We start from the raw sequence: 18773 nt of genomic DNA, 5'->3' as shown, positions 1-18773 counted from the left end.
CCTCCTTGGATAATTATGATATATTTCATTTCAAAAGGATTACCTGAATTAATAATTACCATTGAAGAATTTACTGTCCTTCGGAAGCTCATAGCCTTCAAAATAAGAGCCAAAATCAAGCTTCAGATAACTGCAGAGATCAGCAAGCTCTACCATGGTATTGTCGTTGACCGGAATGCCATTCTCTTTTCTGTCTTTTTCAGCAGCTACCTCTTTCTCGCCGTGTGTATAGATCCTGTCCTGACCGTCTGCCTTCGGACTCTCCCGAAGTGCCTCAAGATATTCTGAAAAATGCTTGCGGATCGCATCCGGATCTCCGAATGCCGCCGGGTTGATCGCCATAAATCCATGACAGATACCGGTCTTATCCGGGAATGTACAGCATTTGTCGGAGGTAACGCCCATGGAAAGAATAGAGCTGAACAGCTCACAGAGCATTCCATAGCCATATCCCTTATGGCTTCCGCTGACTTCCTCGTTTCCACCAAGAGGCATGATTCCGCCGCCCTTCTTGGCTACGATGTTTGCAAGTACATCCGGTGCATTATTGCTGGCATGACCGTTTTTGTCAAGTGCCCAGCCATTCGGAAGAGGCTTGCCCATCTTATTATACATTTCCAGTTTACCTCTGGTTACAACTGTTGTGGAACAGTCAAAGAAAAACGGATACGGGTCTGCAGGCATAGCGACTGCGATCGGGTTGGAGCCCAACATAGCCTTTCTTCCAAAAGTCGGTACCATGATCGCCTCGGAGTTGGTACATGCCATTCCAAGAAGGCCTTCATGGCAGGCCATGTTCGCATAATATCCTGCAATACCGAAATGGTTGGAATTTCGTACACTTACGATTCCCACACCAGTTGTCTTTGCCTTCTCAATTGCCTTTTCCATGGCAAAATGGCTGATCAGCTGGCCCATTCCATTATGTCCGTCTATCACAGCAGAAATCGGTGTCTCAAAAACAACTTCCGGTTTCGCCTGGGGATGAATAGTCCCCTTCTCGATTCCTTTATGGTAACGAACCATTCTCTGCATTCCGTGGCTCTCGATCCCATACAGATCAGCAGTCAGAAGAACATCTTTAATGATGCTTCCTTCTTCCTCAGAAAAGCCAAACGCTTTAAAAACGTCTCCGCAGAAATGGTTCAGTGTGTCATAACTCCATTTTACATATCCCATAATCGCAAGTCCTTTCTCCTGATATTTCCGGCAGGTTACCGCCCACGCTGTGGCCTGAAGCATATTTTATACGATACTGCAGGGGTACAGTAACCTTCATCCTGTGCTGTCTCGTCTTATGCTGTCCTGCCTCATGCTATCTTACCTTACGCTGTCTAGTCTCATGCTGTCCCAACTTACGCTGTCTCATCTTATGCTGTCTCGTCATGAAGCCTTCAGGATGCTGCCATAATATCAAACTTTTTTGGTATTACCAATACAGTCCCTATTATAGCACGCGGTCTTACCAAAATCAATAGTGGTCTTACCAGATTAACGGGATTTTTACTGAAATTTTATTTAATTTTTTCAGGTGGATCAGCGATGAAATACAAGGCTGTTCTCCCCCTGCTGCTGCGCAATCTCCAGTATATATTTCTCAATGGTTTCCATATGTTCGCGCATCAGCTTCTCCGCCTGGTTCCGGTCTCCGGAAATAATGGCTTCCACCAGCCTTCTGTGCTGCTCATCCACCTCCAGAGCGGAATTATGTTTCTGCATAATATAGGCTCGGGTGCCGGAAATGATCTCCTCAGTCAGCTGCGCTGCCGCATCCAGGACATTGTAGATCATAGGATTCCCTGCGATCCTGCCAATCTTCGTATGAAGCTTCTTATCAAGACCTGCACGGGCTTTCTCGTCCTCTGAGCTCTCCAGCTGTGCCAGGATGGAACGCAGATCTAATGCATCCTTCTCCGTACAATTCCCGGCTGCAAGAAGCGCAGCCTCCTGCTCCAGCGCAGAACGAAGTTCCTGTACCTGCTGTACATGGCTGTTATTCAGCTGAAAAAGAAGGGCCAGTGGTGCAGAAAGCCACTGATCCATATTCTCGGTAATATAGTTGGCCCCGCCGCGGACCGTTGTGACAATTCCCATCAGCTCCAGTGCCCGCAGGACTTCACGGACAGCAGGTCTGGAAACTCCCAGTGATTCTGCCATAACACGTTCCGCAGGTAAAGTGTCCCCCGGCTTCAGTTCTCCCCGCCGGATATTTTCTATGATCTGCGCTAATATTCCGTCAAATGCTCGTTCTTCTGTAATCTTTGTAAACATGTCGTCCGTTTCGGCCGCCTTCCTTTATTATTGTGTTGCTTTCCTTTACATAAAAATCCCGGAATATAGACAAGTGGATATTTACCATTCTCAGTCATCATGCAGTTCTGCAACAGCTGATCGCTCTGCAGCCATTCAGCCAGTCTGTGCATTTTGACTATTTGCCCTCTCTATTTTCCGGACTTTTATAGTAAATATTATACGATAATTCCCCAATTTAATCAATAGTAAATAATAAATTGGTAAGACATATTATTTTATTCCATTATTGAGAATGTTTTCCACTTCCTCCATCTGGCCCAGAAGCATTTTCTGGCGGTCGTCAAAAAGAAGACCTTTATTATGCCTGTAATACTGGTCAGAACCGTTCTCCCGAATGAACCAGAGACTATAATAGTTGGCATTCAGTTCTGTGATAAATGCCACCATTTCCTGGCTGTCCCCAAAAGCAGCTTCCATGAAGTCGAAGACGTTCTGAAGAGTAAGAGATATTTCATCGGTTCGATTTTCGTAGGCTTCGGTTTCGGATTCAAAGAGGGCTTTCACAAACTCATAGTTCCGGTTTGATGATGGAACTTCCGATTCTGCTGCGGCACTTCCGCCTCCTGCCAGCTCTGAACCTGATCCGGTTTTATCTGATCCGGTTGATTCCGATCCAATTGATCCCGAGGTTGATTTCAATCCGGACGCATTTTCAAAAAATGACACAACACGTTTCTGTATACGCTCCTGCTGTTTTGTAAGAAGCTCACTCTTTTTGTCCTTTTCAAGATCCGCCTCTGCTTTTTCCATGAGATTTTTTGCTGTGAGGCTGTCCTGATTTTCTCTGAAGTACACCATATAATCATACAGTTTCGTGAGGTAGGCATCGGTAAGATAGCATTCTGTAAAAAGCTCGCTGAGCTTTCCGTTGAGAAGGCTTACAATGCTCAAATGCTCGTCCAGAGAGGCTGTGCGGATCTTACCCAGAGTAATGGGATCCCACTTTCCTTTCAGGATGTCCTCCACTTTATAGTCCGTTCTGTACTTATAATAAAGAGCCAGATAGCCTGCAAAATCCTTCGCGATCATCCTGTGCTGAATGTACTGACTGACCACCTCACGGTCTACGGTTTTTCCAAGGATCTCATAAACCTGGATCAGACGGGAAAGATCCTCCCAGCCTCTGGCTGTGGCAAAGATTTTTCCGTCTACGGTATTCTCCACCCTGTAGAAATTTTTTCTGCGAAGCTCCAGATAGGAGATCACCGCCGGATGAATTCCCTGCTGATAGGCGTATTCCTTCCATACATCAAAGTCTGCCTCCACATCGATCTTCTTGATACGGTCCAGAGTGACCACATCGAATTCCCGGACGGATTTGTTATATTCTGGCGGGTTGCCTGCTGTGACGATCACCCAGCCTTCCGGCACCTTCTGGTTTCCGAAGGTTTTTCCCTGAAGGAACTGCAGCATCATCGGCGCTAGTGTTTCAGATACGCAGTTGATCTCATCAATGAACAGGATGCCTTCTTTCAGACCTGTTTTTTCCATTTTGTCGTAAACGGACGAAATGATCTCACTCATGGTATATTCCGTGACAGAAAATTCTTCCTCACCATAATTCTTTTTTACAATAAAAGGAAGTCCCACAGCACTCTGCCTGGTGTGGTGGGTAATGGTATAGGAAACAAGAGCAATCCCGCATTCCCTTGCTATCTGTTCCATAATCTGTGTCTTTCCGATTCCCGGAGGGCCCATAAGAAGGATCGGTCTCTGTCGGATCGCCGGGATCCGGTACTCACCGAATTCGTCCTTTGAAAGATATGCTTCTATGGAATCTCTGATCTCCTGCTTTGCTCGTTTTATGTTCATGGTATTCTCCTTTTCACGGCATATAAAAAACTGCCTGCAGGATTCTCCGCCTAAAACGGGTTGCCTTGCGCGACATCTACAAAAAATATGCCTGAATCCAATGATAAATCGAAAATTGAATTCAGGCAAGTTTTTCACTACTATATAATTTTTTTTATTCTGCTGTCAGTGTGTGTATCAGGTTCAGAATACGTCCCGCAGACATTCTGACAACTTCTTCCGAAAGCTTTCCGTCTTCAAAAGCTTTTCGGATATTTTCTGCATCGGCTGCATTACCAGGCATGATAATATCATTTCCTGCTGTCACGCATTTCCACGGAATACTTCCATCTTCCGGAACCGTTGTATTCCAGTCTGACATGATCACGCCGTCAAATCCCCATTCTTTTCGGGCAATGGCTGTACAGAGATCAACACTGTTTGCAGCATGGACACCATTCAGTAAATTATAGGAAGACATGATTGCCACTGGTCTGCTTTCTTTAACTGCAATCTCAAAACCACGCAGGTAAATTTCCCTCAGGGCACGTTCTGATACCTGTGCATCTACGCCCATACGATTATCTTCCTGATTGTTGCAGGCAAAATGCTTAACGGTAACACCGCAGCCAGGTCTGCTCTGCACTCCTTTTGTCATGGCTGCTGCCATGGTTCCGGAAAGCAGCGGATCTTCGGAATAATACTCAAAATTTCTGCCGCACAGAGGGTTTCTCTGAATATTAAGACCAGGTGCTAGCCAGAGATCTATGTGGAATTCTTCCATTTCTTCTGCCACCGCTATTCCAACTTTTTCCACAAGGGCAGTATCCCAGGTCTGAGCCAGTGCAGTTCCAACCGGAAATGCCGTACAGAACTGATAATATCTGTCTGCGTTTTCGTGAATCTCATCTGTTCTCAGGTATCCGTTTTCCAGAGATCCAAGGACACCGATTCCATATACTGTGTCTGTTTCTCTGTCTACTTCATAATTCTGCTGAAGTCTCAGTCCTGCCGGCCCATCGGCCATGATCAGTGGGAAAACGCCATATTGCTCATAAAGAGCAGCCGTAGTCTCACCGGCAGAACCAGGAACACGGATTCCTGCCGCCCCCAGATTACTGGAGATTCCAGCAATATTCCCATAAAACAGCGGGAGCAGATCCTTTGCAGGAATCTTATTTTCCGGTTGGCAGGTGCATTCTGTTCTCTTCTCTGGTTCAGGATAATAGATATATCTTCCAATCTTCTCATTCTCTGCCTTCTCTTTCCATTTCAGAGTTCTGGCAGAAAGATTCTGGCGGTCATAAACTTCTTCAGTAATATCAGTCTGATTCTCAAGGATATTCGTTTTATCCAGGATCACACTCTCCGGCACTTCAAGCATTGCAGCCAGCGTAAGCGATGCAATGCTGTTTCCGACCCAGACAGCATAATAACCTTTTTCAGCAATCCAGGCATGCTGCTCTTCGGAAAAATATGCCAGTGTCTTTCTGTCGATCCTGATTTTCAGCAGTTCTTTTTCCCCCGGCTTCAGAAGTTTTGTTTTTGCAAAGCCAGCCAGCCGACGGTATTCCTTCCCTGATTCATCCTGTGGAAGAGACACATAGACCTGCACGACCTCTTTTCCCGAAAAAGTTTCTCCTGTATTCGTTACCTCTGCTTCAACTTCAACGCCATCCCCTGATGTTTTCATCCCATGGAAGCGTATCTGCATTTCTGTGTAAGAAAGTCCATATCCAAACGGAAACAGCGGTTTTACACCAAAAGTATCAAAATAACGATATCCTGTATAAATTCCTTCCTTGTACTCTTCTCTTTCAAGCTTGCCATTAAGATAGCTGTATTCCTCTGCACACGGATAATCCTCATACCTTCTGGCCCATGTTGCAGTCAGCTTGCCGCCTGGAGTTACCTTTCCCAGAAGGACATTGGCGAGGGCAAGTCCGCCTCTTTGTCCAAGCTGGGAAATATTCAGGACAGCACAGATATTTTCTGTTTCTTCCAGAATATCTGTCAGTTCTACCGGACCGCCGGAATTCAGGATAAGTACTGTAGGAATCTTCTGTGCATCAAGGAACCGGATATCCTCCCGCTCCCGTCTGCTCAGATAATAATCTCCCTCGACCCTGCGCCTATCCTTTCCCTCACCGGAAATCCTGCTTACCACATAGATTGCTGTCTGGGCATCGACAGTATCTTCTGCTGTGACTGCACGGCCTTCCGGCATTGCAAAGGGATTTTCCGCATAGGCATCAAAAGGATTTTCCACAAACTTTGCTTCTTCCAGTATTTTTTCTTTCCATGCCCGGCGTGCTTCTGCGTATATTGACTCATAATTGGCTAGCCATTTCTCGCTTACGATCTGAATACCGTTTTCTTTCAGTCCCTGATAAATAGAAATGTTACTTCTGTTATTCACATCACCGGAACCTGTTCCGCCTTTCACTGTCTTTCCCGCACCGGCGCCGTATAAACCTATTTTCGTGGAAATATTCAGAGGGAGTATTTTTTTATCATTTTTCAGCAGTACAATACCCTCCTCTGCTGCTTTTTCCGAAAGAAGACCGTTTCGTATTTCACGGTCTGACATGCTGTGTTTCTTTGTTCCGCTGTGTTTCCATTTCTTAACTGTCATATCTTACCTGCTACCTTTTGTTATTCTTTTACGCCTCCAAGTGTCACTCCTGCGATGATAAACTTGGAAAGAAGGAGATATACGATAATGATCGGCACAATGGCAACTGTGATCATCATGTAAATCTTACCCATATCAAAATTCATATAATCTGCTCCACGAAGTGTTGCAATCAGGATTGGAACAGTCATCTTGCTTTTAGACTGGATAACCAGAGCAGGAACGAAATAATTGTTCCAGGAGCCTACAAATGTAAAAATCGCCTGTACAGCGATTGCCGGCTTCATGATTGGCAGGACAATACTGTTGAAAGTACGGAATTCTCCGGAGCCGTCAATTCTGGCTGCTTCTACCAGTGACATCGGCAGTGAGGACTGCAGATAGCTGTACATAAAATAGAATACGGCCGGTGACGCAACAGACGGAATGATCAACGGAAGCAGGGAATCATATAATCCCATCTTTGTGATCAGACGAAGGAAGCCCATTGCAGTTACCTGTGTCGGCATGACGAGGATCGCCATGATAAATGTAAACGCTACATTCCTTGCCTTGAAATCATAGGCATAAAGACCATATGCTGTCAGTGAGGAAAAATATGTACATAATACTGCACTGCATCCGGACACGATAATACTGTTAAGAATTCCCCTGAACATCGGAAAGCTTCCGTCATTTGCAACATTCATCAGGTTTTTCCAGAAATATTTTCCAGGAAGAGCAGAAAATCCCTTCTGAAGCTCTGCATGAGAATGAGACGCATTCACGATCAGTACATAAAAGAAAAAGAGACACATAAAGGAAAGAATAATAAGTACCACATGTGCCACGATACTTCTGATCCTGCTGGCTGTCTTATCTTTCATCATTTTGTTTTTCTCCTTTCTGCTCTTGCTCTCTTTTTCGCTGCTTTCTTAGATCCGTCCGGATCATTGTCGTTAGTCATACGATATACAAAGAAGCAGAGGATTGCACTGATAATAAACAGGTATACAGACAATGCTCCGGCCATACCATAATTCTTGCTCTTCAGATGGCTGTTCAGGAACATAATCAGTGTCATGGATGTTCTGTCCGGATTACCCTGTCCGTTTGTGAGGATCTGCGGTACATCAAACATCTGAAGGCCACCGATGATGGAAGTGATCAGAGTATAGGAAAGAATCGGACGAATCAGTGGAAGCGTAATATAGACGAAACGCTGAATGCTGTTGCATCCGTCCAGATCCGATGCTTCAAAAATATCCATACTGATTCCCATTACTGCTGCCATCAGCATGATGGTCGTGTTTCCGAACCACATCAGGAAATTCATGAAACCTACCAATGATCTTGTTCCCAGAACAGAGCCCAGAAAATCAATCGGTTCCTTTATCCAGCCCAGTGAACACAAAATGGAGTTTACAGGTCCGTTTGTGGAAAACATGGTAAAAAACAGAAGTGCAAATGCTGATGCCATGATCAGGTTCGGCAGATAAATTACAACCTTAAAAAACTGCTTGCCATGAAGCTTCAGCCTGGCATCGGTAAACCAGCATGCAAGCACCAGTGCAATAACGATCTGCGGAACAAATCCGATCACCCAAAGGATCAGTGTATTCAGTCCGTATTTCAGCATGTCAGAATGCAGAAGACTGACATAATTGGCAAGTCCTATAAAATTAGGACCAATCTGCTTGATTCCAGAACGGAAATATTCAAAAAAGCTGTATCTCACTGTATCAAACAGCGGAATCAGCGAAAAGATAAAATAGATCACAAAAAACGGAAGAATAAATATGTATCCCCATTTTCCGTAATTAACGCTCTTTTTCTTCATAATGCTCTTCCTTTCCAGCAAGCTGCAGGATTCAAAGATCCTGCAGCATCAACAATTATCCTCATGTGGTATTTATTCCGGCCACTGGATCTCTGTGATCTCCGGATAACGCTCCTGAATAGCTGTCTCAAAGTTGGCTTTTGCTTTGTCAAAGTCTACTTTACCCTGGAAGTAATCACTGAAAGCGTTCTGGATCAGCTCTACACAACCCTGGTCATATGCGGAAAGCGGTGCAATCTTGATATTCTCTGCAACCGGTGCAAAATACTCAAACGGGTTCTGTCCACCAAGGAAATCAGATGCGAAATCTGCATTTGTAGCTGCATCTTTCATACCGGATTTTGTATTTGTAAAATCAGAGTATTCTTTGGAAATCTTAAGAAGATTATCCTGATTTCCCGTCATTGCCAGGATAATATCTTTGACATGTTCCGGATTATCTGTTCCTGTTGCAGCCTGAATGTAAGAGCCACCCCAGTTGTATTCCTGCGGAGGATTTGTAACAGCCCAGTCACCTTCTGCTCCATCCCAGTTTGGTTTCAGAGTAAAGTCGATACCCCATGCCGGGAAGAGGAATGCGAATACCTTGGACTCAGAACTCATTGCCTTGTTCCAGTCATCGTTCCACTGACCTTTTACAGTTTTGTTAAGATAACCTGCATCCAGCCACTCTTTGGAATCTTTTACCCAGTCCATGATCTTTGAATCTACTTTGATCACAGAATCACCGGACTCTACCCACGGATTCTCAATGCTGTTTCCATATAAACGAAAAGTGTCTGCATAAGAAGCAAATGTATAATATCCTTTTTCTTTCAGCTGAGCTGCTGATTCTTTGGCTGTATCCCAGTCTTTCATCTTCTCGCCAACTTCTTTCGGGTCATCAGTACCGAAAACATCTTTCGCAATGTCACGACGATATACAAGGACACCCGGGCAGCACTGCCATGTGGCGCCTCTCTGTACTCCATCCGCATCAGAAGCTGTTGTTTTCGTGAAATCATACTGATCTGCAAGATCCTTGTCCGGATCAATGCCAAGATCAGTAAGAGGCATTGCAACATCTGCATCTTTGTCTGTATATTTGAATACATAATCTGTCTCAGAAAGGAATATGTCTACCTTATCATCTGCACTTGCATCAGCCTGGTTGAGAAGTGCCTCATCCAGTTTCTGCTGATATACGCCATCCTGGTTCGGATTTACGATCCAGTGGATCTCTGTACCATCTTTCAGTTTTGTAACTGTACCATCTTTGGAAGTGGACTCTACTTCCGGATAAACAGCTTCCAGTCTCTGACGGAACTCATCATTCCAGGAATAAATATTGATCACTTTTCCCTCATCCGATCCTTTTGCAGATACACAGCTTACATTTGCTGCCATCATTCCACAAACCATTGCTGCTGCAAGGATCATAGATACCGCTCTTTTTTTCATAGTATAAATCCTCCTTTTTCTGTAGCATCCCCGATGCTTTACCTTTGATGATAAAAATATACCATTTTTTTATCTGCGATTATATTATTAATCTTAACAAAATGTCAGATTCATGTCATAATATAAGAAACCAATACATTCCTTAAACACCAACATATAAGGAGGATATCAATATGTCCATTTCCCAAGACTGGATTACTAATGAACTGGAAGATACAGAACTGGAAGCTCTTCATCGCTCTCCCTCTGTGGAATATTCTTTTTACAATGCCGTAAGAGCCGGTGATATGGAAGCTGTAAACAAAAACTGCGAGGAAGACTCTTTTCTTCATCTGAAGGGAACCGGTATCCTCTCCAAAAATCCTCTGACCAACCTGAAGTATCATTTCGTTGTCACTACTGCCATGCTCACCCGTTACTGTATTGACGGTGGACTGGAGTCTGAACAGGCATATCGTCTCAGCGATTTTTACATTCTGAAAATGGATTCCTGCACCACTGTACGCCAGATTGCAGATCTGCATCATATTATGGCCAGAGATTTTACCGGAAAAATGATCCTCCAGAAAAAAAGCTCTATTCTTTCCAGACCGGTCATGCAATGCGTGGACTATATTTACGGTCACATTAAGGAGCGTATCACCATTCAGGATCTGTCAGAACATACCGGACTCTCTCCCAGTTATCTGTCCAGAGTATTCAAACAGAATCTTGGAGTATCCATAAGTGATTACATCCGCGAGAAAAAAATCGAAAAAGCCACTCACCTGCTCCGATACTCTGATAAAGCAGTAGTTGATATCGCCAATTATCTGAATTTCTCTTCACAGAGTCATTTTATCCAGATCTTTGAAAACTTCACCGGCCTTACCCCAAAGAAGTACCGTGACAAATATTACAAATCCATGTGGTAAACATCCTTATTATTATATTATTATGGCTGATATTTTTTATCAGCATCAAAAACGACATCCCGCAGCTTTTTACAACTGTGGGATGCCGTTTTCCTATTGATACTTCTGTTTCTGTAATTTAACAATTATGTATAACCGATTTCTGTTACATCAGTTCCACTTTGATCCTGTGTGTTTCTTTTACAGAAAGCTTTTCGAGCAGTTCCCGCTCTATACGTACACAGGTACTCTGTTTGTTTTTCATTTCCTTTTCATCGCACCATACTGTTTTTATTTTATATTCTGAAGGAAGTTTTTTCTCCGGATTGCAGATACAGATCTCCAGCTTTCTTCCGGCAAATTCCATAGTAAGAGATGCCTGTCCATTCTCATTATACTGCTTCGGCATCAGTGCCGGCGCGATCACCAGATCTCCAAGATCTCCTCTGACGCCAAATACCTCTGTGATCATAGTCAGCATATACCAGCTTGCAGCACCGGTAAGATATGCATACAATCCTCTTCCCTGATTATCAAAATATTCCGGAATTCCAGGATACATCCTGCTGTTCTCAAAATCCATGGCAGCGTCCAGAAGCGTTTCCAGAACCTTATGTCCTTCTTTTGCATAGCCGTTTTTATACAGTGCATTGCCATACATAACAGCCATATGAGAAAATACCGCTCCGTTTTCCTTTTCTCCATAAGCAAACCCGAACATTCTTCCCAGATCAAATTTTTCTTCATGGAAATTGGTATTCAGGCGATATCCTCCTGCCTGACGGTCAAAAAGATATTTATCCGCACTTTTACAGATAGACTCAATCTGATCTTTCTGTGCGGTTTTACTCATGATCGCAAATACCTGACTGGTAAGCATCATACGTACCTGGCTGTTTTCTGCCCTTTCCACAGGACGTTTATGATCATCATAATATCCGTTGAACCAGCCGTTTTCTCCGTCTTTTACCCATTCTCTTCTGCGGATGTTTTCCATCATCCAGTCTGCCTTTTCATCCAGATTCCGGCTAAGCTGGTCCAGACGGATCACAATAGTATTTCCGCTGATATCATGTGCACATTTTTCTGTGTACTGTCTCAGAAGCTGCTGCTTTTTCTCCGGGCTTTCATAAAGCTCACGGTCTCCGGTAAACAAGATTTCCATTTCTTCCGCAACTTCAATCCTGTCAAACATTTCCTTTTCCTGAAGTTTTCTCAGATATTCTGCGATGTTCTTCATATTTCCAGCATATGCACAGGTAAATGCCACACTCTCACCATTTTCCCATGCCATATCCATGGCATCGTTCCAGTCTGCCCCGTGAAGTTTCATCTCGTTGTGCTCTCCTACATCATAAAAAGCACAGAGATTTTCCAGCAAAATGTGTTCCAGAACCGTTCCGTAATAAATCTCACCGGATTCTGTTTTCTGATTTTCTCCATAGGCACTGCTCCATTTTTCATCATGCGCAGTTCCTCTTTTTGTCTGAAGATCCTTGAAATATGGAATCTTCTCAAAAAGGACATTCATATCCCCGGTCTGATCCATATAAAGCTGCGTTGTCACAAATGGCCAGAAAGCATGATCCATCCACACGCGGGCAATGTTGTTACGGTCTGCGATAAATTCACCCTGTCTGTTTCCGATGATCGTGGCATTGGTTCCATCGATGCGTACTCCACCGTAATTATCGACGATCATCTGACGTACAACAGAAGGATCCATGATCAGAAGTGCCAGACAGTCTTGCCAAAGATCACGCCAGCCTCTTCCACCTTTTCCATAATCATGATACGGGAGGAATGAACAACCGTAAATTCTTCTTAATATCGGCTGGAAACAGATCCATTTCAGATAATTATCTCTGTCCTCATCACCTGTCTCAAAAGAAACATTCACTTTTTCTGTCCAGTGTTTTTTTACATGTTCAAATTCTCTTGCAACCTGTTTTTCAGTTCTGTAAAACCGTGCAGTCTCCTCCGGCAGCTGATTTTTTTCAGATATTCCCGCTGTCACAACATATACAGCTGTTTCATGTGGTCTCAGAACCCTGGATGCAAAACGAATACCACCGACAGCTTCCTTTCCTTCAATTTCTGTTCCTGCCGGAACACCTTTTTTCTCTTCTCTGACCACCTCCGGAATCAGGAAAGAACCGCCTTCTCCGATAAACATTTCCACATCAGGATAAAAGCTTTCCGGTTCCGTTCCTTCGCCTTCAGATCCATATACAAAATATGTAGTATTATTCTTCTGATGACCTCTTTCATCAAAAGAAAGCACCGGTTTTACTTCAACACCGTACTCCGTTGTTCTTATCCTGTGCAAAAGGGAAGTCACATGCCTGTGATCTCTGAGATTGTCTGCACTTCTTCCATATACAGGTATTACAGCAACCGGTGTGATCTCCTGTTCTTCCTCTTCAATATTGGTAATCTTTACAAGATGGACCTCCGCATCACCTTTCACTGTCACAAAAGACAAAATCTCTGACTGAAGTCCGTATTTCTCAGAAGTTCTGTGCAGCTTCTGCCACATAAATCCGGCTTCCAGGCTGCTTTTATCCTGTTTATCAGTATATTTCTGAAATTCCTGTTCTGCCGAAACTCCGCATGCTGACCAGTAACCTTTTCCTTTTATCTTGCACCAGAAATTTCTGGTGTTTCGATTATTATGAAGATTCTCAATGCTTACCGGTTCCAGCAGAAAATGATTCTGATCCAGTTTGCTGTCTCCTCCCAGAGAAGGGGTGATCGCGGATTTCAATCCGTTTTCTCCGGCCAGAGGTATATATAAACCGCTGTAATTCTCCGGATTTTCTATGGAAAAGCTTCCATTTTTATCCTGAAATTTTATATATTTCATTCTGTGATCTCCTTCCTGCCAAAATAAAACGGTATTTATATTCCATTTTACTTTGTATTCATAAATGTGATCTCCTCGCAATTTATATCCATTATGTCATGACATATAGAATTCAATTTCTGTCTCACCGGTAAGTTTCTCCTGCGGAATATAATTACCCGGAAGTTCTTCTCCATTTACATAGAGTTTTTTACATCCAGCTTCCACATGTCCCGGATTCTTCACAGTGATATGGAGATGACATCCACGGAAATCCTTGCTTATCTCAAACTTCTCCCATTCTTTTGGAATCGATGGTGCTATACGTAAGCCATAGAAATCCGGACGCATGCCAAGAATTCCTTCTACACATCCTACCATCACAGTAGATGCTGTTCCTGTCAGCCAGTGCACATGAGATCGTCCGAAATTCGGGCTTGCTTTTCCTTCTGTAAACTGTCCATAGCAGTATGGCTCCAGCTGTCTGATCTCAGCCCTGTCATTCTGCGCTGCCGGAGCATTCTCCAGGAAATAATTAAATGCACGCTCACCATGTCCGCAAAGTGCTTCTGCCAGAATGAGCCATCCCTGTGACTGTGAAAAGATTCCCGCATTTTCCTTTGTTCCTGCATTGTAGATAACCGCAAGTGCTCCGTCGAAAGCATTTGCATGATATGGAGGATCCATAAGGATTGCACCGTATTCTGTATTCAATCTTTCATAAACCATTTGAAGGGCCAAATCTGCCTGCCGCTCTGTTGCAAGGCCGCTGATCACAGCCCAGCTCTGTGGATTCAGCCACATATTTGCCTCCGGGTCAGTTCTCTTTCCGATAACCTCTCCCCGCTCCGTAAACCCACGGATAAAACGATCTTCATTCCAACAGAGTTCCTGGATCAATTTTCCAAGCTGCTCTTGTTTTTCTTCCAGGTATTTTATATATTTTTCATCTTTTTTGTACTTTGCAAACTCTTTCAGGATAGTCATTGCATAATAGAACTGTAATGCAACGAAAGTAGATTCCCCATCCTTTCCAAGTCTCAGACAATCATTCCAGTCTGCATAAAGTCCGGCCGGCATTCCATGTCTGCCAAGATGGTTCATGGAGAAGTCAATAGCTCTTTTCAGATGCTCGTATACAGTTCCTTCATCCTTGTTTGCAAACGGGATCACTTCATCGATGAATGCAAAATTTCCTGTCTCTGAAATATATTTGTATACAGTAGGGAACAGCCAGAGTGCATCATCTGCGCGGTATGCCGGATGACCGGTTTCCTGTACATAGGACGCATCATCCGGTGTATCCTCATGTCCCGGATTATGTGTGAATTTCACAAGTGGAAGACCGCCGCCGTTATCTACCTGTGCTGACAACATGAAACGGATCTTATCCAGTGCCATTTCGGGTGCAAGATGGATCACACCCTGGATATCCTGTACAGTATCACGGTATCCATATCCGTTACGAAGTCCGCAATAAGTAAAAGATGCTGCACGTGACCAGATAAATGTCATAAAACAGTTATATGCGTTCCATGTATTGATCATGGTATCGAATTCCGGACTTGGTGTTCTGATCTGAAAATGTGCAAGCTGTCCGTGCCAGTAACTGATCAGTTCTTCAAGCTCCACCGCGCATGTTTTTTCACAGTCTGCATAATGTGCTATAATCTCCGCTGCTTCATTATCCTCCTTCATTCCTGCCAGAAAAGCCATTTCCCGACTTTCTCCCGGTTCCAGAGTAATTACAGTTGAAAGAGCTCCACAGCTGTTTTCATTATAATTTCCCTCATTACATAATACTCCGGCTTCAACCCCTGCTGGATTGTTGTATCCGTGATATCTTCCAAGGAATTTTTCCCTGTCACCACACCAGGAAGAAACCTTCTCTCCAGCCAGGCCGAAGAATCGGTTGAACACGTTCTTGTTATCAACCTCTTCCCCATCCTTAAGGCCGTCCAGATTCGCATGGATCATCTGACGTACACGATCTCCACAGAATACTGTTCTTGTAATATACTGGGAATACTGCAGATTCACCTGATCCTGTTCATAATTGCTGTTATTTGTAAACTCTGCATATCCAGTCACACTGATCTCACGTTTTCTGTCTGAGCAGTTGGTAACTTTCAGATTCCATACCTCGTAGGACTGCCCAAGCGGTACATAGTATCTCACCTCTGAATGTATCTCGCTGTAATCTGCCATCATTTTAGTATAGGCTGTGCCATGATGACATTCACTTTTATACTCACTGAGATCTTTGCCAACCGGCTGCCAGGATGCTGACCAATAATCTTTTGTGTCATTATCCCTGAGATAAATATATCTTCCCGGCTGATCAAACTGATTAAAAATATATCTCAGGATTCTGCCGTTCGCCCCGGATTTTGCAAAGCTGTATCCCCCTGCATTATTGGAAACGATTGCTCCGTATTCCGGCGATCCCAAATAATTCACCCACGGAGCAGGTGTGTCCGGCCTGGTAATCACATATTCCTTTTTTTCTTCATCAAAATACCCATATCTCATGCCATACAATCTCCTGTTCTGTATATTTTCCGTAACATTGTCTGTTGTTACCTATTTTCTACACTATAACTGATATGCAGATAGCAATATACAAAATAAAAGATTAAAATATCAGATTCATGACATAAGATATGGATATAATTCTTTACAATTCTTCCTCCGTGATCACCAGCTTCATGGCCCAGGCCGGGATATCCACATCCTCAGGCTCCTGCTCCATAAATACAAATGCTGTCCGGTATGGCGGCATCTTTGCCGGAAAAAGCCCGTATCCGTCTGTAAAATACACCAGGCCCTTAAGATTTTCAAACTCACGTTTTTCCATCAGCTCTTCCACATAAGCAAAAGCCGGACGGAAATCTGTACCTCCATCACCGTAAAGTTCCAGGCTGTTCATATACTCCTGCAATTCCTCTGCACCGGTGATCTTTACATCCGAATGCACCTTCTCATCACACTGGATAATGTGTATATTTACCTTCTGGAAAAAATTCCCGCTGTCGCTTAAGATCCCATAGGTTTCCTCCAGAAATCTCTGTACCAGTTCTCCTGAACAGGACATGGAGGTATCGATCACAATGACAAATTCCGAAACTTTTTTCACTTCTCTGGTTTCCAGGGGTTCGATCAGCGGCATATTCCCGTAAAGGGAAAGCCCGTAGGTATAAAAATTATAATCAAAGCTGTCCGGATCCACAGTCAGTTCTTCCCGAAATACTGCAAACTTCCGCAGAAATTCCCGATAATCATATCGTTCCCGGTTCTCTATTTTCAGCTGGTCCAGAAAATCTCCGTCCTGCTCTCCTGACTCTCTGGAAAAAGTCCCTAGGTCTGTTTCGATCCCATCGCTGATATCTCCCCATTTTTTACTCATCAGGGGATTGGGTTTCCGGTCGGGCTGCTGGTTTGCCCAGTATTTATGGTCGTCCACGTAGAACTCTTTTTCAAGCTGTGCCAGTTCTTTTTCCTTCAGAAATTCTTCTTTCAGAATCTTGTAGATTCTCTCTGCATTCAGCGTCTTCTTTTCCTTTTCCAGAAGACGGTAGGTTTCCCTCCGGAGAAGACTTCTGGAATATCGGACTGAGCGGTGATAGATCCCGTCGATCATATGCTCCACTGCAATATCGCAGCTTAAATTCCACAAACGCGTCTCTATTCCCGGCTTCCCAAAGTGCCGGAAAATGCAGTGAAATACCATATGGAGATATCCTCGATTCACAAGAATCCTGTTTTCTTTATAAAGCCCGCCAAGCTGTGCCGGATGGAAGTACATCACAGCCCCGTCTGTTCCAAACGGACTGACCGAACCATCCATCTGATAAATAAAGCTGCTCAGCGCCACATCCAGAAAACGCATGCCAAGATACAGCTCGTCTCTTGCCGCCCGGAGGATGCTGCTGCCGATGTCCTGGAGACGCTGGGCTGCCTCCTGGGAATTGGATCCCTGACCGGGCAGGAAGTTATTTTTATTGTTTTCAGTTGTTTCTATATCACTCATAACTGAAACTTCTTTCTCCTTTTAACAGGGCACCTCTCATTTTCTGTCTCCCCGGCAACCTTCTGCTCTTCCTTCAGCATCCGGCTGCGTTCATTCATCAGAAATGCGGAAATCTCCATATCCTTCTTCCCGGACACCACATCAATACTATGTTCCAGGCCCTCTCTGTTCCAGAGCTTTTCCCGTGAAAGCAGCTCCAGACCATTTAAGTTTCCGCTTTCCACCAGGTATTCCCCGATATCCTTAAGATTTCCCCGGATATAATCCTCATACTGCTTCTTCGCCTTTTCGCTCAGCTGCCACGGATAACGAAGCCGCCCAAAGCTCATATCAACCAAAACCTCCAGCTTATCCATTACCACTGCCATATCAAACAGGCTGTCATACTCTGCGAAATCCAGTTCTTTATTATAGAAGCATTGCCGGTAATTGGTCCCTGAACCATGATACTCCGTAAACAAAATTCTCGCAGGCGTGTTCTCCACCGCCTCATCATAATGCTCCGGAAAAACCATATGCGCACGTTTTCCACCTGCCTCACCATTTTCATACAGAAAATCCACATCGATCTTCTGCCACAGCTCACCGAGGATCTCCTTTGTACAGGACTTGAACCCTTTTTTCTGATGGATCACAAGCTCCTTCAGCCCGCTGCAGCCCGTAAACGCCCCGGTTCCCACCTGCATCAGCGTATCCGAAAATTCCAGTCGTTCCAGTTTTTTGCACCCATAAAAAATATATCTTCCGATTTCCTTCAGTGTATCGGGAAAAACGATCTCCTGCACTTCCTCCCCGGCAAGAAGTCTCTCTTCCCCGAACGAAATTACATCTTCGCTCTCCCAGGTTTCTGTATCTTCTTCTCCATCCTTGTGTGCGGAAAACGCATACGGCGCCGCACTGACTACCGGAAGGCCATTGATCTCTTCCGGCAGCACCACCCGGCTGTCTGTTCCGTAACAACGGATAATTTCTATTGTATTCTTTTTGACTCTGTAATGTATTTTCAT

12 protein-coding genes are annotated in these 18773 nt (G+C 44.1%); 1 reads left to right on the top strand and 11 read right to left on the bottom strand.

What is annotated here, in order from left to right; translation table 11 throughout:
- Positions 1 to 48: 48 nt before the first annotated feature.
- The 7 genes from DW694_RS06655 to DW694_RS06625 form a co-directional block, all read right to left on the bottom strand.
- Positions 49 to 1179, bottom strand: coding sequence for an Ldh family oxidoreductase (locus DW694_RS06655; RefSeq protein WP_059086975.1), 1131 nt, complete (start codon positions 1177 to 1179; stop codon positions 49 to 51).
- A gap of 357 nt (positions 1180 to 1536) precedes the next feature.
- Positions 1537 to 2271 carry a FadR/GntR family transcriptional regulator gene (locus DW694_RS06650; protein ID WP_015526167.1) on the bottom strand — a complete coding sequence of 245 codons (735 nt, stop codon included), beginning with the start codon at positions 2269 to 2271 and terminating at the stop codon, positions 1537 to 1539.
- A 252-nt stretch (positions 2272 to 2523) separates the two neighbouring features.
- Positions 2524 to 4125 carry an AAA family ATPase gene (locus tag DW694_RS06645; RefSeq protein ID WP_059086724.1) on the bottom strand — a complete coding sequence of 534 codons (1602 nt, stop codon included), beginning with the start codon at positions 4123 to 4125 and terminating at the stop codon, positions 2524 to 2526.
- A gap of 154 nt (positions 4126 to 4279) precedes the next feature.
- Complete coding sequence (locus DW694_RS06640; protein WP_118608161.1) at positions 4280 to 6739, bottom strand: glycoside hydrolase family 3 protein; 2460 nt, start codon at positions 6737 to 6739, stop codon at positions 4280 to 4282.
- A 20-nt stretch (positions 6740 to 6759) separates the two neighbouring features.
- Entirely contained in the window at positions 6760 to 7605 is an 846-nt protein-coding gene (locus tag DW694_RS06635) for a carbohydrate ABC transporter permease (RefSeq protein ID WP_044961860.1), read from the bottom strand.
- The gene (locus DW694_RS06630) at positions 7605 to 8558 is read right to left on the bottom strand and encodes a sugar ABC transporter permease (protein WP_015526171.1); all 954 of its coding nucleotides are present in this window, start codon (positions 8556 to 8558) and stop codon (positions 7605 to 7607) included. The genes DW694_RS06635 and DW694_RS06630 overlap by 1 nt, the downstream gene beginning before the upstream one ends.
- 72 nt (positions 8559 to 8630) lie before the next feature.
- Positions 8631 to 9998 carry an ABC transporter substrate-binding protein gene (locus DW694_RS06625; protein ID WP_118608162.1) on the bottom strand — a complete coding sequence of 456 codons (1368 nt, stop codon included), beginning with the start codon at positions 9996 to 9998 and terminating at the stop codon, positions 8631 to 8633.
- Between the two features lie 173 nt (positions 9999 to 10171).
- Between DW694_RS06625 and DW694_RS06620 the strand changes: the two genes are divergently transcribed.
- Positions 10172 to 10912: an AraC family transcriptional regulator gene (locus DW694_RS06620; protein ID WP_118608163.1), complete on the top strand. Its 741-nt coding sequence runs from the start codon at positions 10172 to 10174 to the stop codon at positions 10910 to 10912.
- Between the two features lie 145 nt (positions 10913 to 11057).
- Here the strand turns inward: DW694_RS06620 and DW694_RS06615 are convergent, their stop codons facing one another.
- From DW694_RS06615 to DW694_RS06600, 4 genes are all read right to left on the bottom strand, one after another.
- Positions 11058 to 13757 (bottom strand): cellobiose phosphorylase, encoded by a 2700-nt coding sequence (locus DW694_RS06615; protein WP_118608164.1) that lies wholly within the window; start codon positions 13755 to 13757, stop codon positions 11058 to 11060.
- 96 nt (positions 13758 to 13853) lie between these two features.
- Positions 13854 to 16268 carry a glycosyl hydrolase family 65 protein gene (locus DW694_RS06610; protein WP_059086721.1) on the bottom strand — a complete coding sequence of 805 codons (2415 nt, stop codon included), beginning with the start codon at positions 16266 to 16268 and terminating at the stop codon, positions 13854 to 13856.
- Between the two features lie 145 nt (positions 16269 to 16413).
- Positions 16414 to 17766 (bottom strand): VWA-like domain-containing protein, encoded by a 1353-nt coding sequence (locus DW694_RS06605; protein WP_118608165.1) that lies wholly within the window; start codon positions 17764 to 17766, stop codon positions 16414 to 16416.
- Positions 17763 to 18773, bottom strand: a complete 1011-nt coding sequence (locus DW694_RS06600; protein WP_118752735.1) for a leucine-rich repeat domain-containing protein — start codon at positions 18771 to 18773, stop codon at positions 17763 to 17765. Before DW694_RS06600 ends, DW694_RS06605 begins: the two co-directional genes overlap by 4 nt.

Source organism: Ruminococcus sp. AM26-12LB (genome assembly GCF_003480785.1).
In the GTDB taxonomy this organism is placed as follows: domain Bacteria; phylum Bacillota; class Clostridia; order Lachnospirales; family Lachnospiraceae; genus Blautia_A; species Blautia_A fusiformis.
Note: the sequence above shows the minus strand (reverse complement) of the source record. Positions and strands in the feature narration are given on the sequence as shown.